This is a genomic window from Flavobacterium panici (assembly GCF_024499525.1).
GTDB lineage: Bacteria > Bacteroidota > Bacteroidia > Flavobacteriales > Flavobacteriaceae > Flavobacterium > Flavobacterium panici.
Genome location: NZ_CP100437.1, coordinates 5,366,908 through 5,389,548, shown reverse-complemented (window position 1 = coordinate 5,389,548; position 22,641 = coordinate 5,366,908). Strand labels below are relative to the sequence as shown.

Sequence of the window (22,641 nt, the reverse complement as noted above, 5' to 3'; positions counted from 1 at the left end):
AAATTGACAATCTGAATTATTAATTATGTTTATCTGATTCTAATAACATCGTTTTATTGAACTTTCCTTTTTGAACAGGGTCTTCAATAAACCATGCCGGATTTCCGTTTTCGTCCCGTCCCAGTTTACTGCCGTGAATAGGTGGTTCGTTTGCCATTATGGTATATTTCTTTTCTTCAGCATTAGTTTCAATGAAAAGATGTCCGTTTATTTTGGAAAGGTCAAAAGCTTTTTCTTTTTTATGAACGCCATTTGATCCGTTTGTCCCGACTCGATTTTCATGATTAAATGCAAGAGCATCAAAATGTTTTACTTTTAAATTGACGAATGAAGTATTTCCGTTTGCAGATGAATGCTGTAATCCTTGCAGTTGATCTACTTTTTGGCTCAAAAGCTGAATTTGCTGTATAATTTGCTCTAATGAAGTTTGATTTTGATTTACAGATAATGGAGCTTCATTTGTTAACATAGAAGGCTGAATTTCATTAGAAACAATTTCATTTTCTTTAATCTTACTTTCAGCTTCTTCAGGAAGATTTAAATCTATATAATCTGCCAAATGCGATGGAGTAGGATATCCTTCGTTGAGTTGTCTAAAAGTGATAGGCAGATCAAATTCTTTTTTCAGTCTTCCGGATAATTGAGTGAGCGATAAAGAATCCAATCCTAATTCTAAGAATGTATTGGAAGCCGAATCAGGATCATAAGTTATTCCCGATGCTTCTGTTATGATTTCTGAAATTCTAACTGATATAGATTCCTTTCTTGATTCTTTTGCTGAAGCAGAAACGCTTTCAGTTTCTTCAGAAATATTCGGAACTATTTCAGAAACTGTATTTCTTTCAACTATCGTTTCAATAACATTTAAAGGCTCAATCCAGCATGGTTTTCGATCAAAAACATAACCCGGTAATTCTATTTTTTGTCTTTGCTGTTCATTGTAAAAAGATTTCCAATCAGGACTTATCCCTTTCGCCCATAATTCTCCAACAGTATTTAATAAAGTCGAATATTCATTGTCCTGTTCTTCTTTAGGAAAATTAATGCTCGAAAAAGCAGGTATAACTTTACCAGCCGCCTGCTGACGTGCCAGCGTAATAAGGGTTTGACCCGGACCAACTTCTAATAAAATATAATCTTCTAATTCAAATGCAGTATCCATAGCATCGGCAAAGCGTACTGTATTTTTTAAATGATTAACCCAATACGTTGAACTTGTGGCTTCAGTATCTGAAAGCCAGGTTCCTGTTGCTGTTGAAATAATAGGTAATCGTGGAATATTTAGTTTTATTTTTTCTATTTCATCTTTAAAAGAATCCAAAATAGGTTCCATCATAAAAGAGTGAAAAGCATGACTTGTTAGCAGCAGTTTGTTTGGAATATCCTGCGCATCAAGTGCCTGATTAAATAATGCAATATCTTCTTTTGTACCCGAAGCCACACAAAACTGACTTGAATTTATGGCAGCAACCGAAAGTGTATCAGGAATAAGTTCATATAATTTTTCTACAGGAACACGTACCGCTAACATTGATCCGCCGGGAAGTTCGCTTATTAATTTTCCTCGAATCGCAACAATATGCAAGGCATCTTTTAAACTCATAATTCCGGCTAAATGTGCCGCTGCAAATTCGCCAATACTATGACCGCAAAGGAACGTTGGTTTTATTCCCCAGCTCATCCACAACTGCGCCAGTGCATATTCTGTGACAAATAAACTTGGCTGTGTTAAACGGGTATCTTTTAAGCGCGCTTCGGCTTCAGCAGAATTAGTTTCGGGATAAAGGATTTCGCGAATATCTAATTTTAAATCCTCCATTAATAATGCTGCACATTTGTCTACCGCTTCACGATATACTTTTTCGTTATCATAAAGTGTTTTTCCCATTTGCAGATACTGCGCGCCTTGCCCCGGAAACAGAAATCCCATTTCACTCGGCACACTTTTTAATATGGAAGATTTAGTACTTTTTGCTTTTAAAGAAATTAATTTTTCAACGGCATCATCTGTAGAATTTGTTACTAAAAAGCTGCGTTGATTAAAATCATCTCTCGTAATATTCAACGAATAAGCAATGTCTGCTAAAGGAATATTTCTTGATTTATCAATAAAATGACCCAATGCATTTTCGTAACCTAATAAACTGTTTTGGCTTTTTGCAGACCACATTAATAATTGAAGCGGACGTCCGCCTGAAGAGGGCAGAGGTTCTGCTGTATATTCTTCAACAATGGCATGAACGTTTGTGCTGCCAATTCCAAAAGAGCTCACACCGGCTCTTCTTATGCTATCCGTTTCCCATTCAATTAATTTGTTATTGATATAAAAAGGACTGTTTGCAAAATCTATATTTGGATTTGGTTCGTTGAAATTTACCATTGGCGGAATCTGTTTATGGCGCATTGCTAATAACACTTTCATTAAACCCGCAACTCCGGCAGCCGCTGTGGTATGTCCCATATTGCTTTTTATAGAACCTAAAGCGCAATAATTGTTTTTTTCCTGTTTGCCATAGGCTATTTTAAGTCCTTCTATTTCTATTGGATCTCCTACGGGAGTTGCAGTTCCGTGCGCTTCCATATAGCTGATTGATGAAGGCGCAATTTGGGCATCATTAAAAGCATTTATAATCGCTCCGGCCTGACCACGCGGACTTGGCGCCATAAAACTGCCTTTGTCACCGCCGTCATTATTTACGCCAACGCCTTTAATTACGCCGTATATAATATCGCCGTCTTTTTCTGCTTCTTCCAGTCTTTTTAATACCACAACTCCGGCACCGTCACTAAAAACAGTTCCTTTTCCGGCAGCGTCAAAAGATCTTGTCGATCCGTCGGGACTTTTAATAAAACCGTCGTCATAAAGATGTCCGCTATTTATAGGCGAAGTCACACTCGATCCGCCTGCAAGCGCAATATCACACATTCCGGTTCTTATCGCTTTTACAGCTTCGGCTACAGCCAATAATGAAGTGGAACAGGCAGAATGTACACTAACCGAAGGTCCTTTTAAATTTAAATGATAAGAAGTTCGCGGCGCAATAAAATCTTTTCCGTTTACGGTATAGATTTGTAATTCTCCAACCGAACTTTTCAGCTCTTGGTTATTAAATATATTATGTTCATAATAGGTATTGATTTCACTTCCAGAATATACGGCGATGCTTCCTTTATAATGTTTGGGAAGATGTCCTGCTTGTTCCAGAGCTTCAAACGAAATTTCCATAAACACACGTATTTGCGGGTCCATTGCGGCGGCAAGCTGCGGATTTAGTCCGAAGAAATGAGCGTCGAATGTTTTAGCCGAAGGTAAAATTCCTCTTGCACCAATATAAAATGGATCTTTACGAAGACTTTCGGGTAAACTTGGATCTAATTCTTCTTTGGTAAATAAGGAAATGGTTTCTTTTCCCTCTTTTAGATTTTCCCATAATTCTTCTATAGTATCAGAACCCGGAAATCTTCCGGCCATTCCGATTACGGCAATATCTCCGTTAGAGGTTTGTTTGTCCGTTTGTTTAAAAGCAAACGAATCTTCTTTCGTATTGTTTTCTTCTAAAGTGCTGGCAAGTTCTCTAATAGTTGGATGAATATAAATTTTTGAAACAGAGATGTCCAGTTCTAATTGCTGTCTCATTAACGACGTTACTTTTTGTGCCAATACAGAACTTCCGCCCATATCAAAAAAATCATCATCGATACCAATACTTGCTATTTGCAATTCTTCGCTCCAAATTTTTACAATATCTTTTTCTAACTGCGTATTTGGTTTCTTGAATGGCGGTGCAGAATCAGGTCTGTTGTGTTCAGGAACGGGCAGGTTTTTTTTATCCACTTTTCCATTTGGAGTAATCGGAAATTCGTCTACCCAAATGTATTTAGATGGCAATAATATTTCGGGCAAAACCTTTGAAAGTGCCTCATGAATTGGTTTTTCGTCCTGTAATTCAGCACCAGATTTTAAATAAGCCACGAGTTTATCTTCATTGCCAAAATAGTTACTAACGATTACGGCAGATTGTTTTATTTCAGGAATACTATTTAGAGCGGCTTCTATTTCGCCTAATTCAATGCGATGCCCTCTTATTTTTACCTGATGATCGATACGGCCTAAACATTGAAATTCTCCATTTGGGAGTAATTTTCCCAAGTCTCCAGTGCGATACAAAATAGCGTTTGGTTCTGCAGAAAACGGATCCGGAATAAATTTTTCGGCAGTAAGTTCGGGACGATTCCAATATCCTTTTGCGACTCCGTCTCCGCCAATTACAATTTCTCCAATTGTTCCGGGTTCAACGGCTTTTCTTTCTTCATCTAATAAATAAATTTGTGTATTGGCAATCGGAAAACCAATTGTAATTAATTCATCATCTGCCTGAATTTGTTTTACTGCCGACCAAATCGTTGTTTCTGTCGGCCCATACATATTCCAAAGTGAATCGCATTTTGACGTTAATTGGCGCGCTAAATTTAAAGGCATAGCTTCTCCGCCGCATAATGCTTTTAAAGCCAGCGGTGTTTCCCATCCTGAATCAAGCAGCGACTGCCATGTAGTAGGTGTAGCTTGTAATATTGTAATTTCTTTTTTCTGTAAAAGATCAAGTAAAAGATGTCCGTCACGTGTAGTTTCATAATCGGCAAAAACTACTGTTGCACCTTTTATTAACGGCAGAAATAATTCAAGACCCGCAATATCAAAGGAAATTGTGGTGATCGATAATAATCTGTCTTCGATATTTATGCCCGGTTCAATTGCCATACTGAACAGGAAGTTTATTAGATTTTTATGGGTAACCGTAACTCCTTTAGGTTTTCCGGTAGATCCCGAGGTATACATGATATACGCCGCCGCATCGTAAGAAACAGAAGCTGAAACAGGAACTGCAGGATATTGATCAAGTGCAGCTAAAGCGTCTTCAATTACTATCGTTTTAGAATAAACAGGCAATGAATTAGTAAGTGATTTTGTAGTCAGCAAAAAACTGGCTCCAGAATCTTCAAGCATAAATTCTAAACGTACCGCCGGAAATTTTGGATCTAATGGTAAATAGGCCGCGCCGCATTGTAAAATAGCCAAAAGTGAAGCCACTAAATTAGGAGTTCGCTCCATTGATACAGCAACAATCTGTCCGGAAGATAAACCCTGCGTTAAAAAATAATTTGCCAGCTGGTTGGTCATTTTTATTAACTCTTCGTAACTAACCTGTTCGTCTCCAGATTCAAGTGCTATTGAATTGGAAGATAAAGCAGCCTGCTCTGCAAAAATTTCCGGTAACGTATTTTTAGGATACGCCATTTTGGTCCAACTTCTGTCGTTGGCTAAATTATTGTTGTTAGCTCTTTTCATTTTAATGGTATTAAAATTAGAGTAGAACAAATAATAAGATTCAATTAATGGGAAACTAAGAAAAACGCGACTTACATCCGGGTTTACAGCTCATTATAAAATGACTGTATTTTTTATTTACAATGGTCTGCTTCGTTAATAAATAAATGAGAGGTTATAAGTAGTTTTTAATCATTGATTTGGCATTTATTGAAATTATAATTATGTCCTAGTAATCAATATGTTAATCAAAAAAAGTAATTTTTTTTTACTAATACTTGCATTTTCTGTATAAAGCCATTATTCTCGATGAATTGCATATTTTGAATTATTTGGGATATTTTTTTTAAAATTGACCTTCGCTTTTCAATCAATTTTAGGTCTGCAATTTTCTCATTAAATAAGAGGAGCTTTTTTCGAGATAAAATTACAGTCAAAATTATCTGCGGACTTATTTTTAAAAGTCAATAATTCCTTATTCAGACCATTTTTTCCTTTGTAAGGAAAAACTTTATTTTAGTAATGGTTTATTATAGAAAAATATTTAGCTTTGTTGTCTGTAAATATCTTGTATTCAATAAGATAACTGTTAATTTAGTGCGTATTTTTTTATAAAAGCACTTCATAATTAAAGATTAAATAAAAAGGATTTAGAGATATAATTTAGTGAAATAAATTGCCGTTGTAATTAAGTATCAACCAGTTTATACTAGCGTTAAATATTTAATTTTTGGAACTATTATTTAAGTTATATTGGCAGCTATTTTTTTTTAAATAATCGCATTAATTTATAGAAAAACATTTTTTTGATGTAGGTAAATAGTCATTAAAATACTACATTTTGTGTAGTTTATCGGAAATAAAATTCGTTATATCGATTTTATTTTGCTAATAAATATTTTTGCAGCATAAATTATAAGGCCTATAGCACTGTGAAGTATTTAAATATAAAAAACCTAAACCTACTCATAATTATGATGGCGTTTATTCCTTTTAAAGGGATTAGTCAAAATACGCCGGTAAATGATACCATGGAAACTATAATTCCATCCGGAAGTAACGCAACCGGAAGTTCAGGATCTGTAACATATTCAATTGGACAAGTATTCTATACCTACATTGGAACAGGTTATAACGTAGCTCAGGGAATACAACAGCAAGAATCAGATGAAACTTTGGATAATCCGGAAGTTGAGGTGCCTGAAGTATCCATATTAGTTTTCCCAAATCCGGCAGCAGATTTTGTTAATGTAAGCCTGAAAGCACCAGAGTTAGAAAGTAAAGACCGATTGTACAGACTTTATGACATTCAGGGCCGACTATTAAAACAAAACAAAATTAATCAAACCGAAACTCAGGTTAGTTTAAATAACCTAACTCCTTCTCTTTATATACTTGTGGTATATGTAGACGGCAAAATTTTGGAATCATTTAAAATATTAAAAAAATAAAGAATAAGACAATGAAATCTGCGCTTACCATACTAGTATTATTTGTGACTGTTACGCTTAAGTTATATGCACAATCACCAGAAAAAATGAGTTATCAGGCCATTATTCGATCACAGAATAATGACTTGGTTGCTAACACACGAATAAGCCTAAGAGTTATTGTACATCAAGGCAGTGCAGCGGGAACTATTGTTTATCAGGAAACACATTCTGCGACTACCAATAACAATGGTTTGGTTTCTCTTGAAATAGGAACAGGAAATATTACTACAGGTACTTTTAGTGCAATTGCATGGGAAAAAGGCCCATACTTTATAGAGACACAAGTTGATGTAAGCGGAGGAGCTAATTATAACATTATGGGAACTACACAGCTTTTGAGTGTTCCTTATGCATTACATGCAAAAACAGCCGAAAGACTGGTAGGTACAGCTACTACAACACCAAGAGCGGCAATTATTCCGTTTACCTCTTCCAGAAACATTACTACTACAGATGTAAATAATACAATAGAATGTACCGCAACATCTACATTAACATTAACATCTAATTTTACGAGTATGCTGACAGGCGATACTATTAATTTAGAAGCTCATAATGGTGCGGTATTAACCATTCAGGCATCTTCTGGAGTAACAATAAACTATACGGCAAGCGGAAGTGCAAAGTTTACAAGCGCTGCCGGGAACGTAAGATTTGGATTTCTTAGAAAAACAGGCACAAATTCCTATATTATATCGGGACAATGAAAAAGTTACTATTTTTTTTACTCTTTTCAACAGCAGTTTTTTCACAAAACTACCAATATGCTCTTGAAGAAGCTCCGGTTACCGTACCGGAACCACCAACAGGCATAAATAATCAAATAGAAGAAATTAAATATTTTGAGGCTCATTTATTGCCGCTTGCGCAAAAAGGAACGCTTCAGGCTGCTTTAGATCAATATGGTGCTGTTCGTTTAGAAAAAGGAGATTATTCGGGAGTAGATCTTGTGATGAAAAGCAATCAAAGATTATACGGACATCCAACATTATCTAAAGTATCAAATATTAAAATCGCTGCCGGAAGTACCAATGTACACATCGAACAACTTTCATTTGTAGACCGAACGGTTACTTTTGAACCGGGCGCGCCTATAACAAATTGCGTTCTTAAAACTTTAAGATATGTTTACATTAATGGAAGCGGAGCACAATTAGTTAATAATGAACTGATCAATATTGGCGGACAAATTAAGTTTGACTGCAGTGCATCCGGTTATTTCAGAAATAATAAAATCATAAAGCATCAGGCGCAGTCTATTTCCAATCAGTTAATAATGAAAGGAAATGCCACAACGCCAAGTTATGGAAACGTAAACCTGCATTCTAATTATTTAACTCCTGCGGGCGACGCGACAGATATTGCCGGATTACAATCGGCTACTTTTGTTGGGGTTGACAGCGAAGGATGGAATTTAAACGGACAAGGAACAAAAGCAATGTTTACGGCTAAAAATATGGGTAATTTAAAAATTACTGATTTTGGAGGTGGAAATGCTTATTCTGCTGTTCAAACAGGATCTTATGATATTGATGCTCAAAATGTATCTTTCTTAAATAAATACCTGCGTACGTCAAATGATGTGATATCGGCAAGAACGAATATGTTTTTAATCGATGGAGAAGGAGCATACAAAAGAGGAAGCGGAACGGTGACAGGTTTTGATTTACTGGGGAATTTAGACAAAAGCAACGCCATAAAATATAATGGAGTGGAGCAAACCAGTACGATTACAAATACAGCAGTTGTATCTGCAATTAGCAATACTATTTTAGGAACAAAATATACACCTTGGGCAAGAACTGCGTGGGAAACGCTGCCAGATCCGCTGGGACCAAACTGGAAAACAGAAAGAACCGGAAAAGCAGATCAAAGAGCGTATATTCAAAACCTAATTGATACAAAAGGAATTGCAGAATTACCGGAAGGAATATTCTATATAGGCGGTACTTTAAATGTTCATCTTGACGGAAATCATGGTATAATAGGACAGGGAACCGGAAAAACAGTAATTGTAGGTTTAAAAGATGATTTCCCTTTAATTACATTAGACACAGGAACTGATACTAATTTTATTCTGGCCTATTTAACGCTGCAAGGCGGCAGCACGGGTATATATGCAGGTAAAAGAAATGGAGTTGGAATTGGCCAGATTGCTTATGCAAATTTAAGGTTTATTACTTTTAGAGATCAGACTAACGGAATTCACCTGTATCAAATTATGGGACTTGATAATAACTTTTTTGAATATTTAGGTTTTGTAAATTGTACCAGAGGTTTCTTCCAGGAACCATTGTTACCATACGCAGGAGATTATAACACATCGAGTTATGTCGACAAAACCATGTATTACAAAAGTCAGTTTATAAATTGTACTACGGCAATGTCAATGAAGGCAACCCGACCAAATAACTTAAATGCCTGGGTAGACTGTAAGTTCGACAGAGGTCAGACTGCTTTAGACATGGGAGCACAAAATTATCCTGTAATTGCCAATTGTGATTTTAGTAATTATACCGGAGCGAGCGTAATCAACAGTAACTCAATTTCGATATACAGTTCTAACTTTTTCAATAACACTTCATCAGCAGCAACTTTAAATGCTATGATTACTTATATTGAAGGATGTAAATTCTCAGACAGTTCTAATATGTTTGCGCCTGTAGTGTACAATTCAACTTTTCATTACATTTTAAATTCAACAGTTGCAGGAAATGTTGTAGTAGCAAAACCATCAAACTTATATTATGATTCTTCGGCTATTTATGTAAACTCTACATTATCAGCAAATCCTACATTAAGTAAATTATTGGTAAATGTAAAAGTAGGCGTGCCTACGGTAATAATTAACACAACACCAAATCCGTATCCGCAGTTATTGGTGACACAATAAAAAAACAGAAATAAAAAACAGTTAGAGGTTCAGATTATTTAATCTGAACCTTTTTTTATTCTTCAATTTCTGATTAACAGGAATATTTTTTAATTACTTCAAAAAACATCAAAATCTTATTATAAATCTTACATAATCAATGTTTTAAAGCGGCTGATAATACTGGTTTAAGTAATTTTTAAAGAAGTTTTTCAGCCATTTTTACCTCAATATGATAGTTGTAAAAGGCTGCAAATTGTATTTTATCGGATTTTAAAATCCTTTGAACAGATTTATTATTATAAACTGAAAACAATATATATTTTTAACCACGAATTAAAAAGAATACTAAATAAAAACGGTCATTTAGCTTTATTCTTTATTAATAATTAAACAGTTATTGTAAAATAGTAGTTTTTTTACAAAGTATAATGAAAAACAAATTATCACTCTATTGTATTTTTTGAGGTACAATAGTAATCTCAAAATAAGGATTATTTATATTTTTTGTTTTATGAAATACAGTGTATACGAAAATATTAGAAAAATAAGAGAATTAAAAAATCTAACCAGAGAATATGTGGCGGCCGAACTAAAAATGAGCACCAGCGGTTATGGCAAAATTGAAAGAGGCGATGTTGATTTGACAGTGTCTAAATTAATTGAAATTTCAAAAGTTTTAGAAGTCTCAATTGAGTTCATATTTAAATTCGATGTTTCGATTTTTTTTAATGATACAACCAGATAAAATATCTGGAAAATAGAAAAGAAGCTTAAATAGATAAAATAAATAATTAAAAATGAAAGTTATGGAAAATTACTACTTAAGAATAAAAGAGTATCGGTTGCAGAATAATCATACTCCTGAATATGTTGCTATTCAGATGGAAATAAGTGTAAAAAAATATGAAAAAATTGAAAATGGAATGATTGACCTAAAATTGTCAAAACTGGATAAACTGGTTAAAATTTTAGGAATCAAAAAAAGTGAAATTTTCAGATTGAGCAATTAGTATTTTTTTGAAAAAGAAGAGTTCCTATAAGAACTCTGTTTTTATTTATGTTATTACTTATGTTTTACTTTTAAAACATATCCCAAAGATTCTAAAATTAAAACATAATGCGTTTTTGTAATGTCTTTTATAACGGCATTCTGATCACAAAAAGGCCCGGAATTCAAATGTATTTTATCTCCTATTTGGTACTGCATTACTGAAATTTCCTTAGCAGTATCTCCACAATTAAGCCATTCTTTTATCGTCTCGATTTCCTGGTCTTTTACAATTGCATGTCTTCCCAACCAAAATAAATACCGAACTACACCGGGAGAATAAAACACCATATTTCTATCTTTTTCAGGTATTTGCACAAAGATGTAGTTATTAAATAACGGTACTTCTACCTTTATTTTTCTATCAGATCTTTGCTGTGTTTTTTTAATCAGAGGGCAGTAACAATTAATGTTATACTTCGTTAATTGTTCTGCTGCTCTTTTTTCCCATTTGGGTTTTGTATAGACTACATACCACTTCATAATTCTTAATTTATTTATAGTAATTGTAAATCAGTTTAAAGTAAGGTAAGCTGTATTGGTATTTATTTTTTTCTAAAAATGGTTTTCCTTATAACTGTTAATAATCGTTAAAGATTTATAAGTCTTGAAGCACCATTTCAGTATTAATATAGGATGTAAATTTAATCTGGAGAGACGAAAATTATTTATGGTTTTCATGCTAATTTTTCCTTATTCAGGACATTTAGTTACAAAAAAGTAATTTCTTATCAGCTTCATTATCATAATTTTATCTTAAATTATTGTTGTATTCAGATTGATATTATGGATTTTAATTTTCTGTTTTGCATAACAGGATTTAATTTTTTTAAAACAGTCAAAAACCACAATATTTTTAGTTTTTATATCCTTAAATTTTTTCTTTTTTGAGTAGTACAGATGTAACTATTCACGGGGAACCCATTTTTTAAAATTTAAAAAATAGCGCCCAAACCCCAGTAAACAGGTTCACAATACTTTTTCACAAATCATTACTCCATTCATAAACTGATTATTTAATTTAAAACATTAAAAAGATGAAAATTGGAATAACCTTTAGTGCCTTTGACTTGCTGCACGCGGGACACGTAAAAATGCTTGAAGAAGCGAAACAAAATTGTGATTATTTAATTGTTGGCCTGCAGACTGATCCAACGTTAGACCGCCCAACAAAAAACAAACCAACGCAGACTGTTGTTGAAAGATACATACAGTTAAAAGCGTGTAAATTTGTCGATGAAATTGTACCTTATGCAACAGAGCAGGATTTAGAAGATATTTTGAAATCTTTTACTATCGATATGCGTGTTTTAGGAGATGAATATAAAGAGAAAGACTTTACCGGAAGAGCTTATTGCGAAGAAAAAGGAATCGAGTTGTATTTTAATACCCGCGACCATCGTTTTTCGAGTACTAACCTTCGTCATGAAGTGTATCAAAAAGAAATTTTAATACATTCTAATGGCAATTAGTACCACTATTACTCATGTAGTTTTAACCGGCGGAGTTGGCAGCAGATTATGGCCTCTCTCCAGAAAAACACTTCCAAAACAATATCTTGAACTTTTTGACGGAGAATCACTTTTTGAAAAAACAGTGGCTCGTAACGAAAATGTTTCAACCAAAATGATAGTTGTTGGAAATATTGAAAACTACAAAATGACGAATGCGATTATGTCAAAACTCAATAAGCATTTTACTCATATTGTAGAAGCCGTCCCCCGTAATACAGCCGCAGCAATTGCCTTTGCCGCATTTGCATCAAAACCAGACGATATTTTATTGATAACCCCCTCAGACCATATTATAGAAGGCAGCGATTTATACAATAATGCTTTATGGCACGCTATTGTATTAGCCAATCAGGATTATTTAGTAACCTTTGGCATAGAACCCGTTAAACCGGAAACGGGTTACGGTTATATCGAATTTGAAGATGAAAATGTAATCGCATTTCACGAAAAACCCGATTTTGAAACGGCAGTAAAATATCTTAAAAAGAAAAATTATTTCTGGAACAGCGGACTTTTTTGTTTCAAAGCCGGAAAGTTTTTATCCGAACTAGAAAAACAGGAACCCGAAGTTTTCAAAGCTTCAAAAATAGCCTGGGAAAACAATACAAATGGGTTTTTGAATTACGAATTGTCGATAAAAATTCCGTCTATAAGCATTGATTATGCTGTTATGGAAAGAAGTAAAGACATTAAAGTTGTTCCTGCACATTTTGGCTGGTCAGATTTAGGTTCTTTCGAATCGGTTTATGATTATTTGGTTCAAAAAGGACATCCCATTGATGCCAACAGAAATATTGTTATAGGAACTTCACTGCATACCACTTTTATTGGCGTTAAAAATTGCATTTTGATTTACACCGCCGATGCTTTGATGGTTTTGCAAAAAGAAAATTCTCAGGAAGTAAAACAAGTTTATCAGCAATTAGAATCGATTGCTTCTCCGCTGCTGTAAAATAAAATTTACGCTATGATCAATAAAAAATCCATAATATATATTGCCGGACATAACGGAATGGTGGGAAGCGCCATTTGGAAAACGCTGACTGCAAAAGGCTACACGAATCTTATTGGAGCTTCCAGCAAAGAATTAGATTTAAGAAAGCAAAAAGCAGTTCGGGATTTTATCAGAAAAACAAAACCCGATGTAATTATCGATGCCGCCGCAAAAGTGGGAGGAATTCAGGCCAATAATGATTTTCCGTATGATTTTTTGATGGAAAACATGCTGATTCAAAACAACCTTATCAATGAGGCACATCGTTTGGCAGTAGATAAATTCATTTTTTTAGGAAGTTCCTGTATTTATCCAAAATTTGCACCGCAGCCGTTAAAAGAAGAATATTTGCTCACAGCTCCTTTAGAACCAACTAACGAATGGTACGCTTTAGCAAAAATCTCCGGAGTAAAATTATGCGAAGCCATACGCAGACAATATCAAAAAGATTTTGTCAGCATGATGCCAACCAACTTATACGGCACGCACGACAATTTTGATTTAAACAGTTCACATGTTTTACCCGCCATGATCCGAAAGTTTCACGAAGCCAAAGAAAACAATAATGCTGTAGTAATTTTGTGGGGAACAGGAACACCCATGCGTGAATTTCTATTTGTAGATGATATGGCAGAAGCAGTAGTTTTTGCTTTAGAAAATGAGCTTCCGGAGCATTTGTATAATATTGGAACCGGAAAAGATTTAACCATCAAAGAATTAGCTTCATTAGTACAAAAAATTGTAGGCCATACCGGAGAGATTCTTTGGGATGACACAAAACCTGATGGCACACCACGAAAATTAATGGATGTTTCTAAAATGCACAGCATGGGCTGGAAACACCAAATTGAACTCGAAGAAGGAATAAAAAAAACCTACACTTGGTTTTTAGAAAACATCGAAAATTTCAAACAAAAGGTTTACTGATCTTTTGCCCTTCAAATTACCCCAAATCCCTTTATCGTTAACCCTTTATAAAATTTGCGACTTTGCAGCATAATGCCTTTGTGCCTTATAATTAAATTATGAATCCATTGAAAAAAACAGCTCTTATTACAGGAGTTACAGGACAAGACGGAGCCTATTTAAGTGAATTTTTATTAGAAAAAGGCTATATCGTACACGGATTAAAAAGACGTACTTCTTTATTTAATACAGACCGAATTGATCATTTATACCAGGATCCTTATGTAGAAAACAGAAATTTTATTCTGCATTATGGCGATATGACAGACAGCACTAATTTAACCCGAATCATTCAGGAAGTTCAACCTGATGAAATCTACAATTTGGCCGCCATGAGCCATGTAGCCGTTTCATTTGAAACTCCGGAATACACAGGAAATGCAGATGGTTTAGGAACTTTAAGACTTCTGGATGCCGTTCGTTTGCTTGGATTAGAAAAAAAGACACGAATTTATCAGGCCTCAACATCCGAATTGTACGGAAAAGTACAGGAAGTTCCGCAGTCAGAAACAACGCCATTTTATCCGCGTTCACCTTATGCCGTAGCCAAAATGTACGCGTATTGGATTACGGTAAATTACAGAGAAGCTTACGGAATGTATGCCTGCAATGGGATCTTATTTAATCACGAATCACCCATTCGCGGAGAAACTTTTGTAACAAGAAAAATTACCAGAGCAACAGCAAGAATCGCTTTAGGACTTCAGGATAAATTATACTTAGGAAATCTCGACGCACAACGCGATTGGGGACACGCCAAAGATTATGTACAAATGATGTGGATGATTCTTCAGGCAGATGAACCGGAAGATTGGGTAATTGCTACAGGAAAAACGACAACCGTTCGCGAATTTGTACGAATGAGTTTTGCTGAAGTTGGTATTGAACTGGAATTTAAAGGAAAAGGAATAAACGAAAAAGCTCTTGTAAAATATTGCAGCAATCCTGATTATCAAATTCCGATTGGTAAAGAAGTATTAGAAGTTGATGCTAATTATTTCAGACCAACAGAAGTCGATTTATTAGTAGGCGATCCCACAAAAGCCAGAACAAAACTCGGCTGGAAATGCAAATACGATTTAGAATCATTGGTAAAAGAAATGATGCAGTCAGATTTAAAACTGATGGAGAAAGAACAGCATTTAAAAGAATGTGGTTATACGATCTTAAATTATTTCGAATAACTAATACTGCAGATTAATAAACCAGTTGCGCTTAATTTAAACACATAGAAACATAGTTCTTAGGAATCTTTAAAAAAGGCGTTACACTTGCATAAACAAACATAGACAGCACAATCTTGTCATTCCGAGGAACGAGGAATCGCACTAGAGAATCGACAAAGATTGGCGACTTGCTGTTGCGGAGTTACTTGTGCGATTCCTCGTTCCTCGGAATGACAAACATTGAGAACTATGTGCTAGAAACGAGTTTCTTTTGTTAGTCTTTTATGCATAATTAAAATCTATGTCTCTATGTGTTTAAAAAAAATCCACTTCCCAAAAAAAACGAATTAAATGAAAATCAAAAATATTTGCTGCTTAGGAGCCGGTTACGTTGGAGGGCCAACAATGTCTGTAATAGCATTGAAATGTCCCGAAATTAAAGTAACAGTTGTAGATTTAAACACAGATCGTATTTCGGCATGGAATGAAGAAAATTTAGATAAACTTCCTGTTTACGAACCCGGACTTGCAGATGTCGTTCGCGAAGCAAGAGGACGTAATTTGTTTTTCTCAACCGATGTTGATGCGGCAATTGAAGCGGCAGATATGATTTTTATAGCCGTAAATACGCCAACAAAAACATACGGCGAAGGCAAGGGAATGGCTGCCGATTTAAAATTTGTAGAATTATGCGCCAGACAAATAGCCCGAATAGCAAAAAATGATAAAATTATAGTCGAAAAATCAACGCTTCCCGTAAGAACAGCGCATACTTTGCAGACTATTTTAGATCATACCGGGAACGGAGTTAAATTTGAAGTACTTTCTAATCCTGAGTTTTTAGCCGAAGGAACTGCCATCGAAGATTTATTTAATGCCGACCGAGTTTTAATTGGAGGGAATCAAACCGAAAGCGGTCAAAAAGCCATTCAGTCTTTAGTTGATATTTATGCACATTGGCTTTCGCCGAAACAAATTTTAACCACAAATGTATGGTCTTCAGAATTATCAAAACTAACCGCCAACGCCTTTTTAGCGCAGAGAATTTCATCCATTAATGCCTTATCCGCTTTATGCGAAGCTACTGAAGCCGATGTTGATGAGGTTGCCGCCGCGATAGGAACCGATAGCCGAATTGGTTCTAAGTTTCTTAAAGCTTCAGTTGGATTTGGAGGTTCTTGTTTTCAAAAAGATATTTTAAACTTAGTGTATTTGTGCCGTTATTTTAATCTGCCGGAAGTCGCTAATTATTGGGAACAAATTATTATTCTCAATGATTACCAAAAATACCGTTTCGCCAAAAATATTATCTGTTCCCTTTTTAATACCGTAAGCGGAAAAAAGATAACTTTTTTAGGCTGGGCTTTCAAAAAAGATACTAACGATACCAGAGAATCGGCAGCGATTTATGTTGCCGAACATTTAATAGAAGACGGAGCAGAAATTCATGTTTACGATCCCAAAGTTTCCGAAGAAAAAATTAAATCCGATATGCGCTATTTATGGGAACTAAAAGGACTTTCTGAAGAAAAAATCAAATCAAAATTAAATCAGATTTTCGTTTACAAAACAGCGATAGAAGCACTTGATGAAGCTCATGCAGCTGCCATATTAACAGAATGGGATGAATTTAAAACCTACGATTGGGAAAGTATTTATAACAACATGTACAAACCCGCTTTTCTATTTGACGGACGAAATATTCTCGATTTTAAAAAATTAGCTGCAATAGGTTTTCAGGTAAAAGGAATTGGAAAAAATAATTCTTTTAGTGCTAAATTAAAAGTAGAAAATGAACTGGTCATTAGATAAAATAAAACAGCACCAGCATTTCGATAAAAGTCTAAATTTTATAAAATTAATTTCGATTGTAGGAAGTACAGAAGTAATCCTAAAATTAATCGGATTTGTTTCCGGGATATTGATTGTCAGAATGCTGCCTGTTCAGGAATACGCCTTATACACGCTCGCCAATACCATGTTAGGTACTTTAGTAATGTTTACAGATTCTGGTATTTCAAACGGAGTTATGGCACTGAGCGGCAAAGTATGGAAAGACCCTAAAAAACTAGGCGAAGTGCTGGCGACAGGTTTAGATTTAAGAAAGAAATTTGCCTTTATAGCTTTAACCGTTTCTACACCCATAATCATTTATTTATTATTAAAAAACAACGCAAGCTGGTTATCGGCAGTTTTAATTTTTCTGTCCTTGATTCCCGCTTTTTACGCCGCCTTATCAGATTCTTTACTAGAAATAACACCCAAGTTACATCAGGATATTTCGAGTTTACAAAAAAATCAATTACGAGTTGGATTTGGACGATTGCTATTAGTAATCCTAACAATTTTTATTTTTCCATGGACATTCGTCCTTATTTTGGCTTCAGGAATTCCGCAGATATATGGCAATTCCAAACTCAAAATAATCAATAAAAAGTTTGTAGACAGCCACCAAAAGCCAGATCCCGTAATTCGTAAAGAGATACTCAAAATTGTAACCCGCATCCTGCCCAATATTATATTTTATGCGCTATCAGGACAAATCGTAATTTGGATATTATCTGTTTTTGGCAACTCTACTGATTTGGCAAGTATAGGAGCGTTGGGCAGATTTGCGGCACTCATGGCTTTTTTTACCACGATATCAGGCACTTTATTTTTACCACGATTTTCAAGATTAGCAGATGATAAAGAAATCCTTTTAAGATATTTTTTATTTTTTCAGTTAATCCTTTTTTTGGCAGCAGGTTTTATTATGCTCATCGTATTTTTATTTCCTGCTCAAATGTTATGGCTTTTAGGAGCTTCATACAGTTCATTATCATCTGAACTTTTTTTGATTATGTTATCCAACTGCATCGGATTAATTGCAGCAATGAGCGGTAATTTAATAGGCAGCAGAGGACATTTTTTAAACCCAATATTTGTAATCACGCTCAATTTAGGAACCGTCATACTAGCTTATTTTATTTGGGATTTAACAAAACTCCGAGGCATTTTGTACTACAGCATTTTTAACCAATGTCTTTCATTAGTAGTAAATTATATATTTAGTTTTTCAGTAATAATTAGAGCTAAGAAATAAATTAAAGAATAAAGAATAAAGAATAAAGAATAAAGAATAAAGAATAAAGAATAAAGAATAAAGAATAAAGAATAAAGAATAAAGAATAAAGAATAAAGAATAAAGAATAAAGAATAAAGAAATAGATTAACAATCAATCATTATAAACATAGCCCGTGGTTTCAACCACGGGAACGCAAGATGATCACAACCCGTTTCCCGTGGTTGAAACCACGGGCTATATTTGAATAGGTTTGAATAGGTTTGAGCGAATTATTTGGAAACATAGCCAGCGGTTTCAACCGCTGGAACACAAAGAGATTAACGGGCTATATTAAAAACTATAGAATTTAAACATGAATAAATTACCAGGCCAAGGAGGAATTACCAAAAAAATAACCATAGCAAAAGGAAGGATAAACCGTAAAAAGTTTGCCAGACAAGTAGCAATAGGGTTATATCATTTGGTAAACCAAGTCAGTAAAAAAAAAACTATTGAAATGGAGGTCGCCAGTTTCTCCTCATTCAATGATTTTCACGAGCAGGTCTTGTCTGTTTTATCTTTTATTCGCTACGTAGGAAAACCAATTAAATGGACACTTTATTCAGACGGCACACATACACAGGCACAAATAAACCAACTCGAAAGCAATTTTGATTTCCTAAAAGTCGCCGAAGGACTCGACTGGAGCGAAATAGAATCCTTAAAAGGTTTATGTAAAGAAGAATTAGAACCTTATGAAAACTACCTAATTGATTATGCTAAAAAATATCCATTAGGAAAAAAACTGTTTTATTATTTAAATCATCCAATCGAAAAACCAACACTATTCATAGATTCAGATATTTTGTTTTATGAACACGCCAATGTTTTAAAACTGATATTAACAGAAAAACCCAAAGCAAACGGCTGGTATATGCCAGATGTAAGCTGGGGATGTTTAGACAGTCGTTATAAAGCCTTAAACTCTGAACAAATATATCAGGTAAATTCCGGTTTTATTTTTGCCAATGAAGCTTTTAAGAACATAAAAGAATCCTTAGATTTTTTTAAAACCTATAATTTCACCTACGAATATTTTAGCGAACAAACCGTTTATCACCATTTGCTAAAAAATAATTCCTATATGCCTTTAACACCTAAAACCTTCATTTTAGACTCAGGCGATCAATTTGATTTTTCCTATTTATTCAGTCCAAAACAAATGGCAGTTCGGCATTATACAGGGCCAGTTCGTCATAAAATGTGGCAGAAAAATTATAAATGGCATTTAAGCCTATAAACCGATATAGATGAAAAAAGGTATTGTTTTAGTGGCCAATTTAAAAAGTCAGTGGTACAGCGAAAACCTAATTTATTCCATTAGAAAAAGCGGCTGTACATTGCCAATTCGGTTAATTCATTTTGGAGGAGAAAAAGTAAATTCTCAATATATCTTAAATGAAGTTGAATTTTTAACCGTAGAAGATTTTTCTGAAGAAGCCAGAAGTTTTATAAAAAACCTAAGAAGCGTTTTAACAGAATGTCCAATGGGATTTTTGTACCGCTTTTTAGCATTCTTTTCAGATTGGGACGAATTTATTTATACAGATAATGATATCGTGGCATTAATGAATTGGGAACGTTTGTTTGACTTTGCAAACGGACATGATTTAGTTCACGCCGATACAGAATACACAACCTGCGGCATACACAATTATCTGTTGCCCGAAAAAGTAAAAGAAAATTTCGGAAAAGACAGTTTAAATTCAGCCATTACAGCCGGACATATACTGGTAAGAAAAAGTTCAAAAATGATTGCCGATATGAACGCCGCTGTAGAATGGTTCAAGCAGCATCCAGAAATTCCAAAAAAACACGATCAATCCTTATTACATATCGCTTCATTATTGGGAGACTGGAAATTACTCAATTTATGCAAACCTCCATACAATTGGCTCAGTTCATGGTCTGGAGATTATACCAATAGTTTAGATTTAATTCATGCCATTCAGGGCGGATACAAACAAAACACAGATTCATACAAAATTTGGTATTCTCAATTGTCTGAAGAATCTAAAATAGTAGTCAATAAACAATCTTCTTTCCGAGCTTTAAATGTGCCAATCAGTCATTTGCATTATTCCGGCAGAAGCAGTTTAGGCGCAGAATCAATCGACGAATTAATGTATTCCAGCCAGACAGATAAAGAGCGAATGATGAGTTTGTATAAAGTGCAAAGCTCTGATTTATTTTATATTACCTATATCAAACATCAATCAAAACGAGTTACAAGAAGACTTAAACGCATTTTAAATTTATAATACTATATGATGAATGCAGCAGTTTGCACTATTTTCGAGGGTCACTACCATTTTGGAGTAGCTGCACTTTCTAATTCACTATATCAAAATGGATTTAGAGGCAATATTTATGTAGGTTATCGGGGCAGATTACCCCAATGGGTTTTAAAAGGTGAAAAGCAAACAATTGGCAAATGGAAAGAAGCCATTGTCCTAACTCCCGTGCAGGAAATAAAACTGATTTTTCTGCCAATTGTTACCAACTATAATATGGCAAACTACAAGCCGGATTTTATGCTGGAACTCTGGGAAGGCCCGGCAAAAGATGCAGATGCCATGTTTTATTTTGACCCCGATATTGTGATAAACGATTCATGGGCATGCTACGAACAATGGATAAACTGCGGTGTTGCACTTTGCGAAGATGTTAATTCACCTTTGCAGGAATTCCATCCCCGGCGGCAAGGCTGGAAAAACTATTACAAACATTATCACATCGATTTACACTTTAAAAATGCCATTTATGTAAACGCCGGTTTTGTTGGACTTCTTAAAAAAAACAGTTCCTTTTTAAATTTATGGGTTCAGATGCAGGAACTTATGGGACCTGCGATTGGAGGTTTGGAGAATTCTATTTTTTTGAATCAATCCTATAATTCAACGGTTTTAAAAAGAGAAGGATTCCAAATTTTTGATAAACCGGATCAGGATGCTTTAAATGCAGCGATTGAAGTTTATAATGATCCTGTAAGTTATATTGGAAAAGAAGGAATGGGTTTTTCTGAAGGCGATTCAACAATGTCCCACGGAATGGGAAGTCCAAAACCATGGAAAGCGCACCATTTATTAAGAGCCGCGCAGGGAAAAATCCCTAGAAATTTAGATGTTATTTATTGGAAATATTGCAGTGAACCCATATTGGCACATTCTAAATGGGAAATTACACGAAAATTAATAGGTATTAAAGTAGCCAAAGTTATTGGAAGATTCTATAAAGTGTAAATTTTTTTAAAACGGATAAAAAATTATGATTCCAAAAACAATTCATATTTGCTGGTTTAGTGGTGAAGATTATACGCCATTTATAAAAGAATGTATGGCTACATGGAAAATTCATCTGCCTGAATTTGAATTACGAATATGGAATAAAGATAGTTTTGATTTTGATTCAATTCCTTTTGTAAAAGAAGCTTTTCAGGCAAAGAAATGGGCTTTTGCAGCAGATTACATTCGTCTGTATGCCTTATATACCGAAGGTGGTTTATATCTGGATTCTGATGTTAAAATACTGAAACCGTTTAAGGAAACATGGTTTGATTATGACTTTTTCAGCGCACACGAAATACATCCCGGTTTGTTTGAAGATGCAGGCGGACTTAAACAGTTAAACGCTTCTTATCTGCCAGTAAACGGCGAAACTATTACAGGATTTGCAGTTCAGGGAGCAATTTTTGCATCAGTACCAAATCATCCGTATGTCAAAGATTGTTTAGAACAATATAAAAATCTGCAGTTATTTGGTGAAGACGGAACTATGAATTTAAAAAAAGTTATCATAGGTTCTGTAATAACTCCGGTTGCCGAAAAATACGGTTATACGTATCAAAACAAAGAACAGATTTTAAGAGAAAATATGCTGATTCTTCCGGCGAATATTCTGGTAGGAAATTCTATTTATTTAGACAGAAGATCCTATGCAATCCATTTAATAAACGGAAGCTGGCGCGGAAAAAAAGGCATTGAAAAGTTCCTGCATTTAGTCCGGAACCATTACCCCAGATTATTTCCCGTCGTCAATTTTATTGATAAAAGCGTTAAAAAAACCTATCGTACATCAAAATACCTCAAAACAATTATTACAAAACACTCATCCATTTGATTGACGAGAAACTAAAAAACCTCCCTATAAAAA

At 34.6% G+C, this 22,641-nt stretch carries 17 protein-coding genes; 15 read left to right on the top strand and 2 right to left on the bottom strand.

Going from position 1 to position 22,641, the window contains the following annotated elements; all coding sequences use genetic code 11:
- Positions 1-19: 19 nt before the first annotated feature.
- Complete coding sequence (locus tag NLJ00_RS22420) at positions 20-5,347, bottom strand: polyketide synthase (RefSeq protein ID WP_256635473.1); 5,328 nt, start codon at positions 5,345-5,347, stop codon at positions 20-22.
- Positions 5,348-6,300: 953 nt separating this feature from the next.
- Between NLJ00_RS22420 and NLJ00_RS22415 the strand changes: the two genes are divergently transcribed.
- From NLJ00_RS22415 to NLJ00_RS22395, 5 genes are all read left to right on the top strand, one after another.
- Positions 6,301-6,777 (top strand): T9SS type A sorting domain-containing protein, encoded by a 477-nt coding sequence (locus NLJ00_RS22415; protein ID WP_180858758.1) that lies wholly within the window; start codon positions 6,301-6,303, stop codon positions 6,775-6,777.
- Positions 6,778-6,788: 11 nt separating this feature from the next.
- On the top strand, positions 6,789-7,526 hold the full coding sequence (locus NLJ00_RS22410) for a hypothetical protein (protein ID WP_256635472.1): 738 nt from the start codon (positions 6,789-6,791) through the stop codon (positions 7,524-7,526).
- Positions 7,523-9,712: a hypothetical protein gene (locus NLJ00_RS22405; protein WP_256635471.1), complete on the top strand. Its 2,190-nt coding sequence runs from the start codon at positions 7,523-7,525 to the stop codon at positions 9,710-9,712. The genes NLJ00_RS22410 and NLJ00_RS22405 overlap by 4 nt, the downstream gene beginning before the upstream one ends.
- A gap of 493 nt (positions 9,713-10,205) precedes the next feature.
- The gene (locus tag NLJ00_RS22400) at positions 10,206-10,439 is read left to right on the top strand and encodes a helix-turn-helix transcriptional regulator (RefSeq protein ID WP_256635470.1); all 234 of its coding nucleotides are present in this window, start codon (positions 10,206-10,208) and stop codon (positions 10,437-10,439) included.
- Between the two features lie 61 nt (positions 10,440-10,500).
- A complete protein-coding gene (locus NLJ00_RS22395; RefSeq protein WP_053470230.1) occupies positions 10,501-10,704 on the top strand; it encodes a helix-turn-helix domain-containing protein in 204 nt (67 codons plus the stop codon).
- Between the two features lie 53 nt (positions 10,705-10,757).
- On the opposite strand, the gene NLJ00_RS22390 is transcribed toward NLJ00_RS22395, so the two are convergent.
- The gene (locus NLJ00_RS22390; protein WP_053470229.1) at positions 10,758-11,225 is read right to left on the bottom strand and encodes a UpxY family transcription antiterminator; all 468 of its coding nucleotides are present in this window, start codon (positions 11,223-11,225) and stop codon (positions 10,758-10,760) included.
- Positions 11,226-11,779: 554 nt separating this feature from the next.
- Between NLJ00_RS22390 and NLJ00_RS22385 the strand changes: the two genes are divergently transcribed.
- From NLJ00_RS22385 to NLJ00_RS22340, 10 genes are all read left to right on the top strand, one after another.
- Positions 11,780-12,214, top strand: coding sequence for an adenylyltransferase/cytidyltransferase family protein (locus NLJ00_RS22385; protein WP_073485088.1), 435 nt, complete (start codon positions 11,780-11,782; stop codon positions 12,212-12,214).
- Positions 12,204-13,208, top strand: a complete 1,005-nt coding sequence (locus NLJ00_RS22380) for a mannose-1-phosphate guanylyltransferase (RefSeq protein WP_256635469.1) — start codon at positions 12,204-12,206, stop codon at positions 13,206-13,208. Before NLJ00_RS22385 ends, NLJ00_RS22380 begins: the two co-directional genes overlap by 11 nt.
- A gap of 18 nt (positions 13,209-13,226) precedes the next feature.
- Positions 13,227-14,177: a GDP-L-fucose synthase family protein gene (locus NLJ00_RS22375; protein ID WP_269468193.1), complete on the top strand. Its 951-nt coding sequence runs from the start codon at positions 13,227-13,229 to the stop codon at positions 14,175-14,177.
- 98 nt (positions 14,178-14,275) lie between these two features.
- Positions 14,276-15,400, top strand: coding sequence for a GDP-mannose 4,6-dehydratase (gmd, locus tag NLJ00_RS22370; RefSeq protein ID WP_053470226.1), 1,125 nt, complete (start codon positions 14,276-14,278; stop codon positions 15,398-15,400).
- Between the two features lie 333 nt (positions 15,401-15,733).
- Complete coding sequence (locus tag NLJ00_RS22365) at positions 15,734-17,194, top strand: UDP-glucose 6-dehydrogenase (RefSeq protein WP_256635467.1); 1,461 nt, start codon at positions 15,734-15,736, stop codon at positions 17,192-17,194.
- On the top strand, positions 17,175-18,467 hold the full coding sequence (locus NLJ00_RS22360) for an MATE family efflux transporter (RefSeq protein WP_256635466.1): 1,293 nt from the start codon (positions 17,175-17,177) through the stop codon (positions 18,465-18,467). Before NLJ00_RS22365 ends, NLJ00_RS22360 begins: the two co-directional genes overlap by 20 nt.
- Positions 18,468-18,802: 335 nt before the next feature.
- Positions 18,803-19,729, top strand: coding sequence for a hypothetical protein (locus NLJ00_RS22355; RefSeq protein ID WP_256635465.1), 927 nt, complete (start codon positions 18,803-18,805; stop codon positions 19,727-19,729).
- Positions 19,730-19,739: 10 nt separating this feature from the next.
- Entirely contained in the window at positions 19,740-20,750 is a 1,011-nt protein-coding gene (locus NLJ00_RS22350; RefSeq protein ID WP_256635464.1) for an alpha-1,3-mannosyltransferase family protein, read from the top strand.
- 6 nt (positions 20,751-20,756) lie between these two features.
- Positions 20,757-21,731: a hypothetical protein gene (locus NLJ00_RS22345; protein WP_256635463.1), complete on the top strand. Its 975-nt coding sequence runs from the start codon at positions 20,757-20,759 to the stop codon at positions 21,729-21,731.
- A 25-nt stretch (positions 21,732-21,756) separates the two neighbouring features.
- Complete coding sequence (locus tag NLJ00_RS22340; protein WP_256635462.1) at positions 21,757-22,608, top strand: glycosyltransferase family 32 protein; 852 nt, start codon at positions 21,757-21,759, stop codon at positions 22,606-22,608.
- Positions 22,609-22,641: the final 33 nt, after the last annotated feature.

Bases quoted from the DNA above. Each gene is read 5' to 3' on its own strand.
- NLJ00_RS22420 (WP_256635473.1), bottom strand. From the start codon at position 5,347: ATGAAAAGAGCTAACAACAATAATTTAGCCAACGACAGAAGTTGGACC.
- NLJ00_RS22415 (WP_180858758.1), top strand. From the start codon at position 6,301: ATGATGGCGTTTATTCCTTTTAAAGGGATTAGTCAAAATACGCCGGTA.
- NLJ00_RS22410 (WP_256635472.1), top strand. From the start codon at position 6,789: ATGAAATCTGCGCTTACCATACTAGTATTATTTGTGACTGTTACGCTT.
- NLJ00_RS22405 (WP_256635471.1), top strand. From the start codon at position 7,523: ATGAAAAAGTTACTATTTTTTTTACTCTTTTCAACAGCAGTTTTTTCA.
- NLJ00_RS22400 (WP_256635470.1), top strand. From the start codon at position 10,206: ATGAAATACAGTGTATACGAAAATATTAGAAAAATAAGAGAATTAAAA.
- NLJ00_RS22395 (WP_053470230.1), top strand. From the start codon at position 10,501: ATGGAAAATTACTACTTAAGAATAAAAGAGTATCGGTTGCAGAATAAT.
- NLJ00_RS22390 (WP_053470229.1), bottom strand. From the start codon at position 11,225: ATGAAGTGGTATGTAGTCTATACAAAACCCAAATGGGAAAAAAGAGCA.
- NLJ00_RS22385 (WP_073485088.1), top strand. From the start codon at position 11,780: ATGAAAATTGGAATAACCTTTAGTGCCTTTGACTTGCTGCACGCGGGA.
- NLJ00_RS22380 (WP_256635469.1), top strand. From the start codon at position 12,204: ATGGCAATTAGTACCACTATTACTCATGTAGTTTTAACCGGCGGAGTT.
- gmd (WP_053470226.1), top strand. From the start codon at position 14,276: ATGAATCCATTGAAAAAAACAGCTCTTATTACAGGAGTTACAGGACAA.
- NLJ00_RS22365 (WP_256635467.1), top strand. From the start codon at position 15,734: ATGAAAATCAAAAATATTTGCTGCTTAGGAGCCGGTTACGTTGGAGGG.
- NLJ00_RS22360 (WP_256635466.1), top strand. From the start codon at position 17,175: ATGAACTGGTCATTAGATAAAATAAAACAGCACCAGCATTTCGATAAA.
- NLJ00_RS22355 (WP_256635465.1), top strand. From the start codon at position 18,803: ATGAATAAATTACCAGGCCAAGGAGGAATTACCAAAAAAATAACCATA.
- NLJ00_RS22350 (WP_256635464.1), top strand. From the start codon at position 19,740: ATGAAAAAAGGTATTGTTTTAGTGGCCAATTTAAAAAGTCAGTGGTAC.
- NLJ00_RS22345 (WP_256635463.1), top strand. From the start codon at position 20,757: ATGATGAATGCAGCAGTTTGCACTATTTTCGAGGGTCACTACCATTTT.
- NLJ00_RS22340 (WP_256635462.1), top strand. From the start codon at position 21,757: ATGATTCCAAAAACAATTCATATTTGCTGGTTTAGTGGTGAAGATTAT.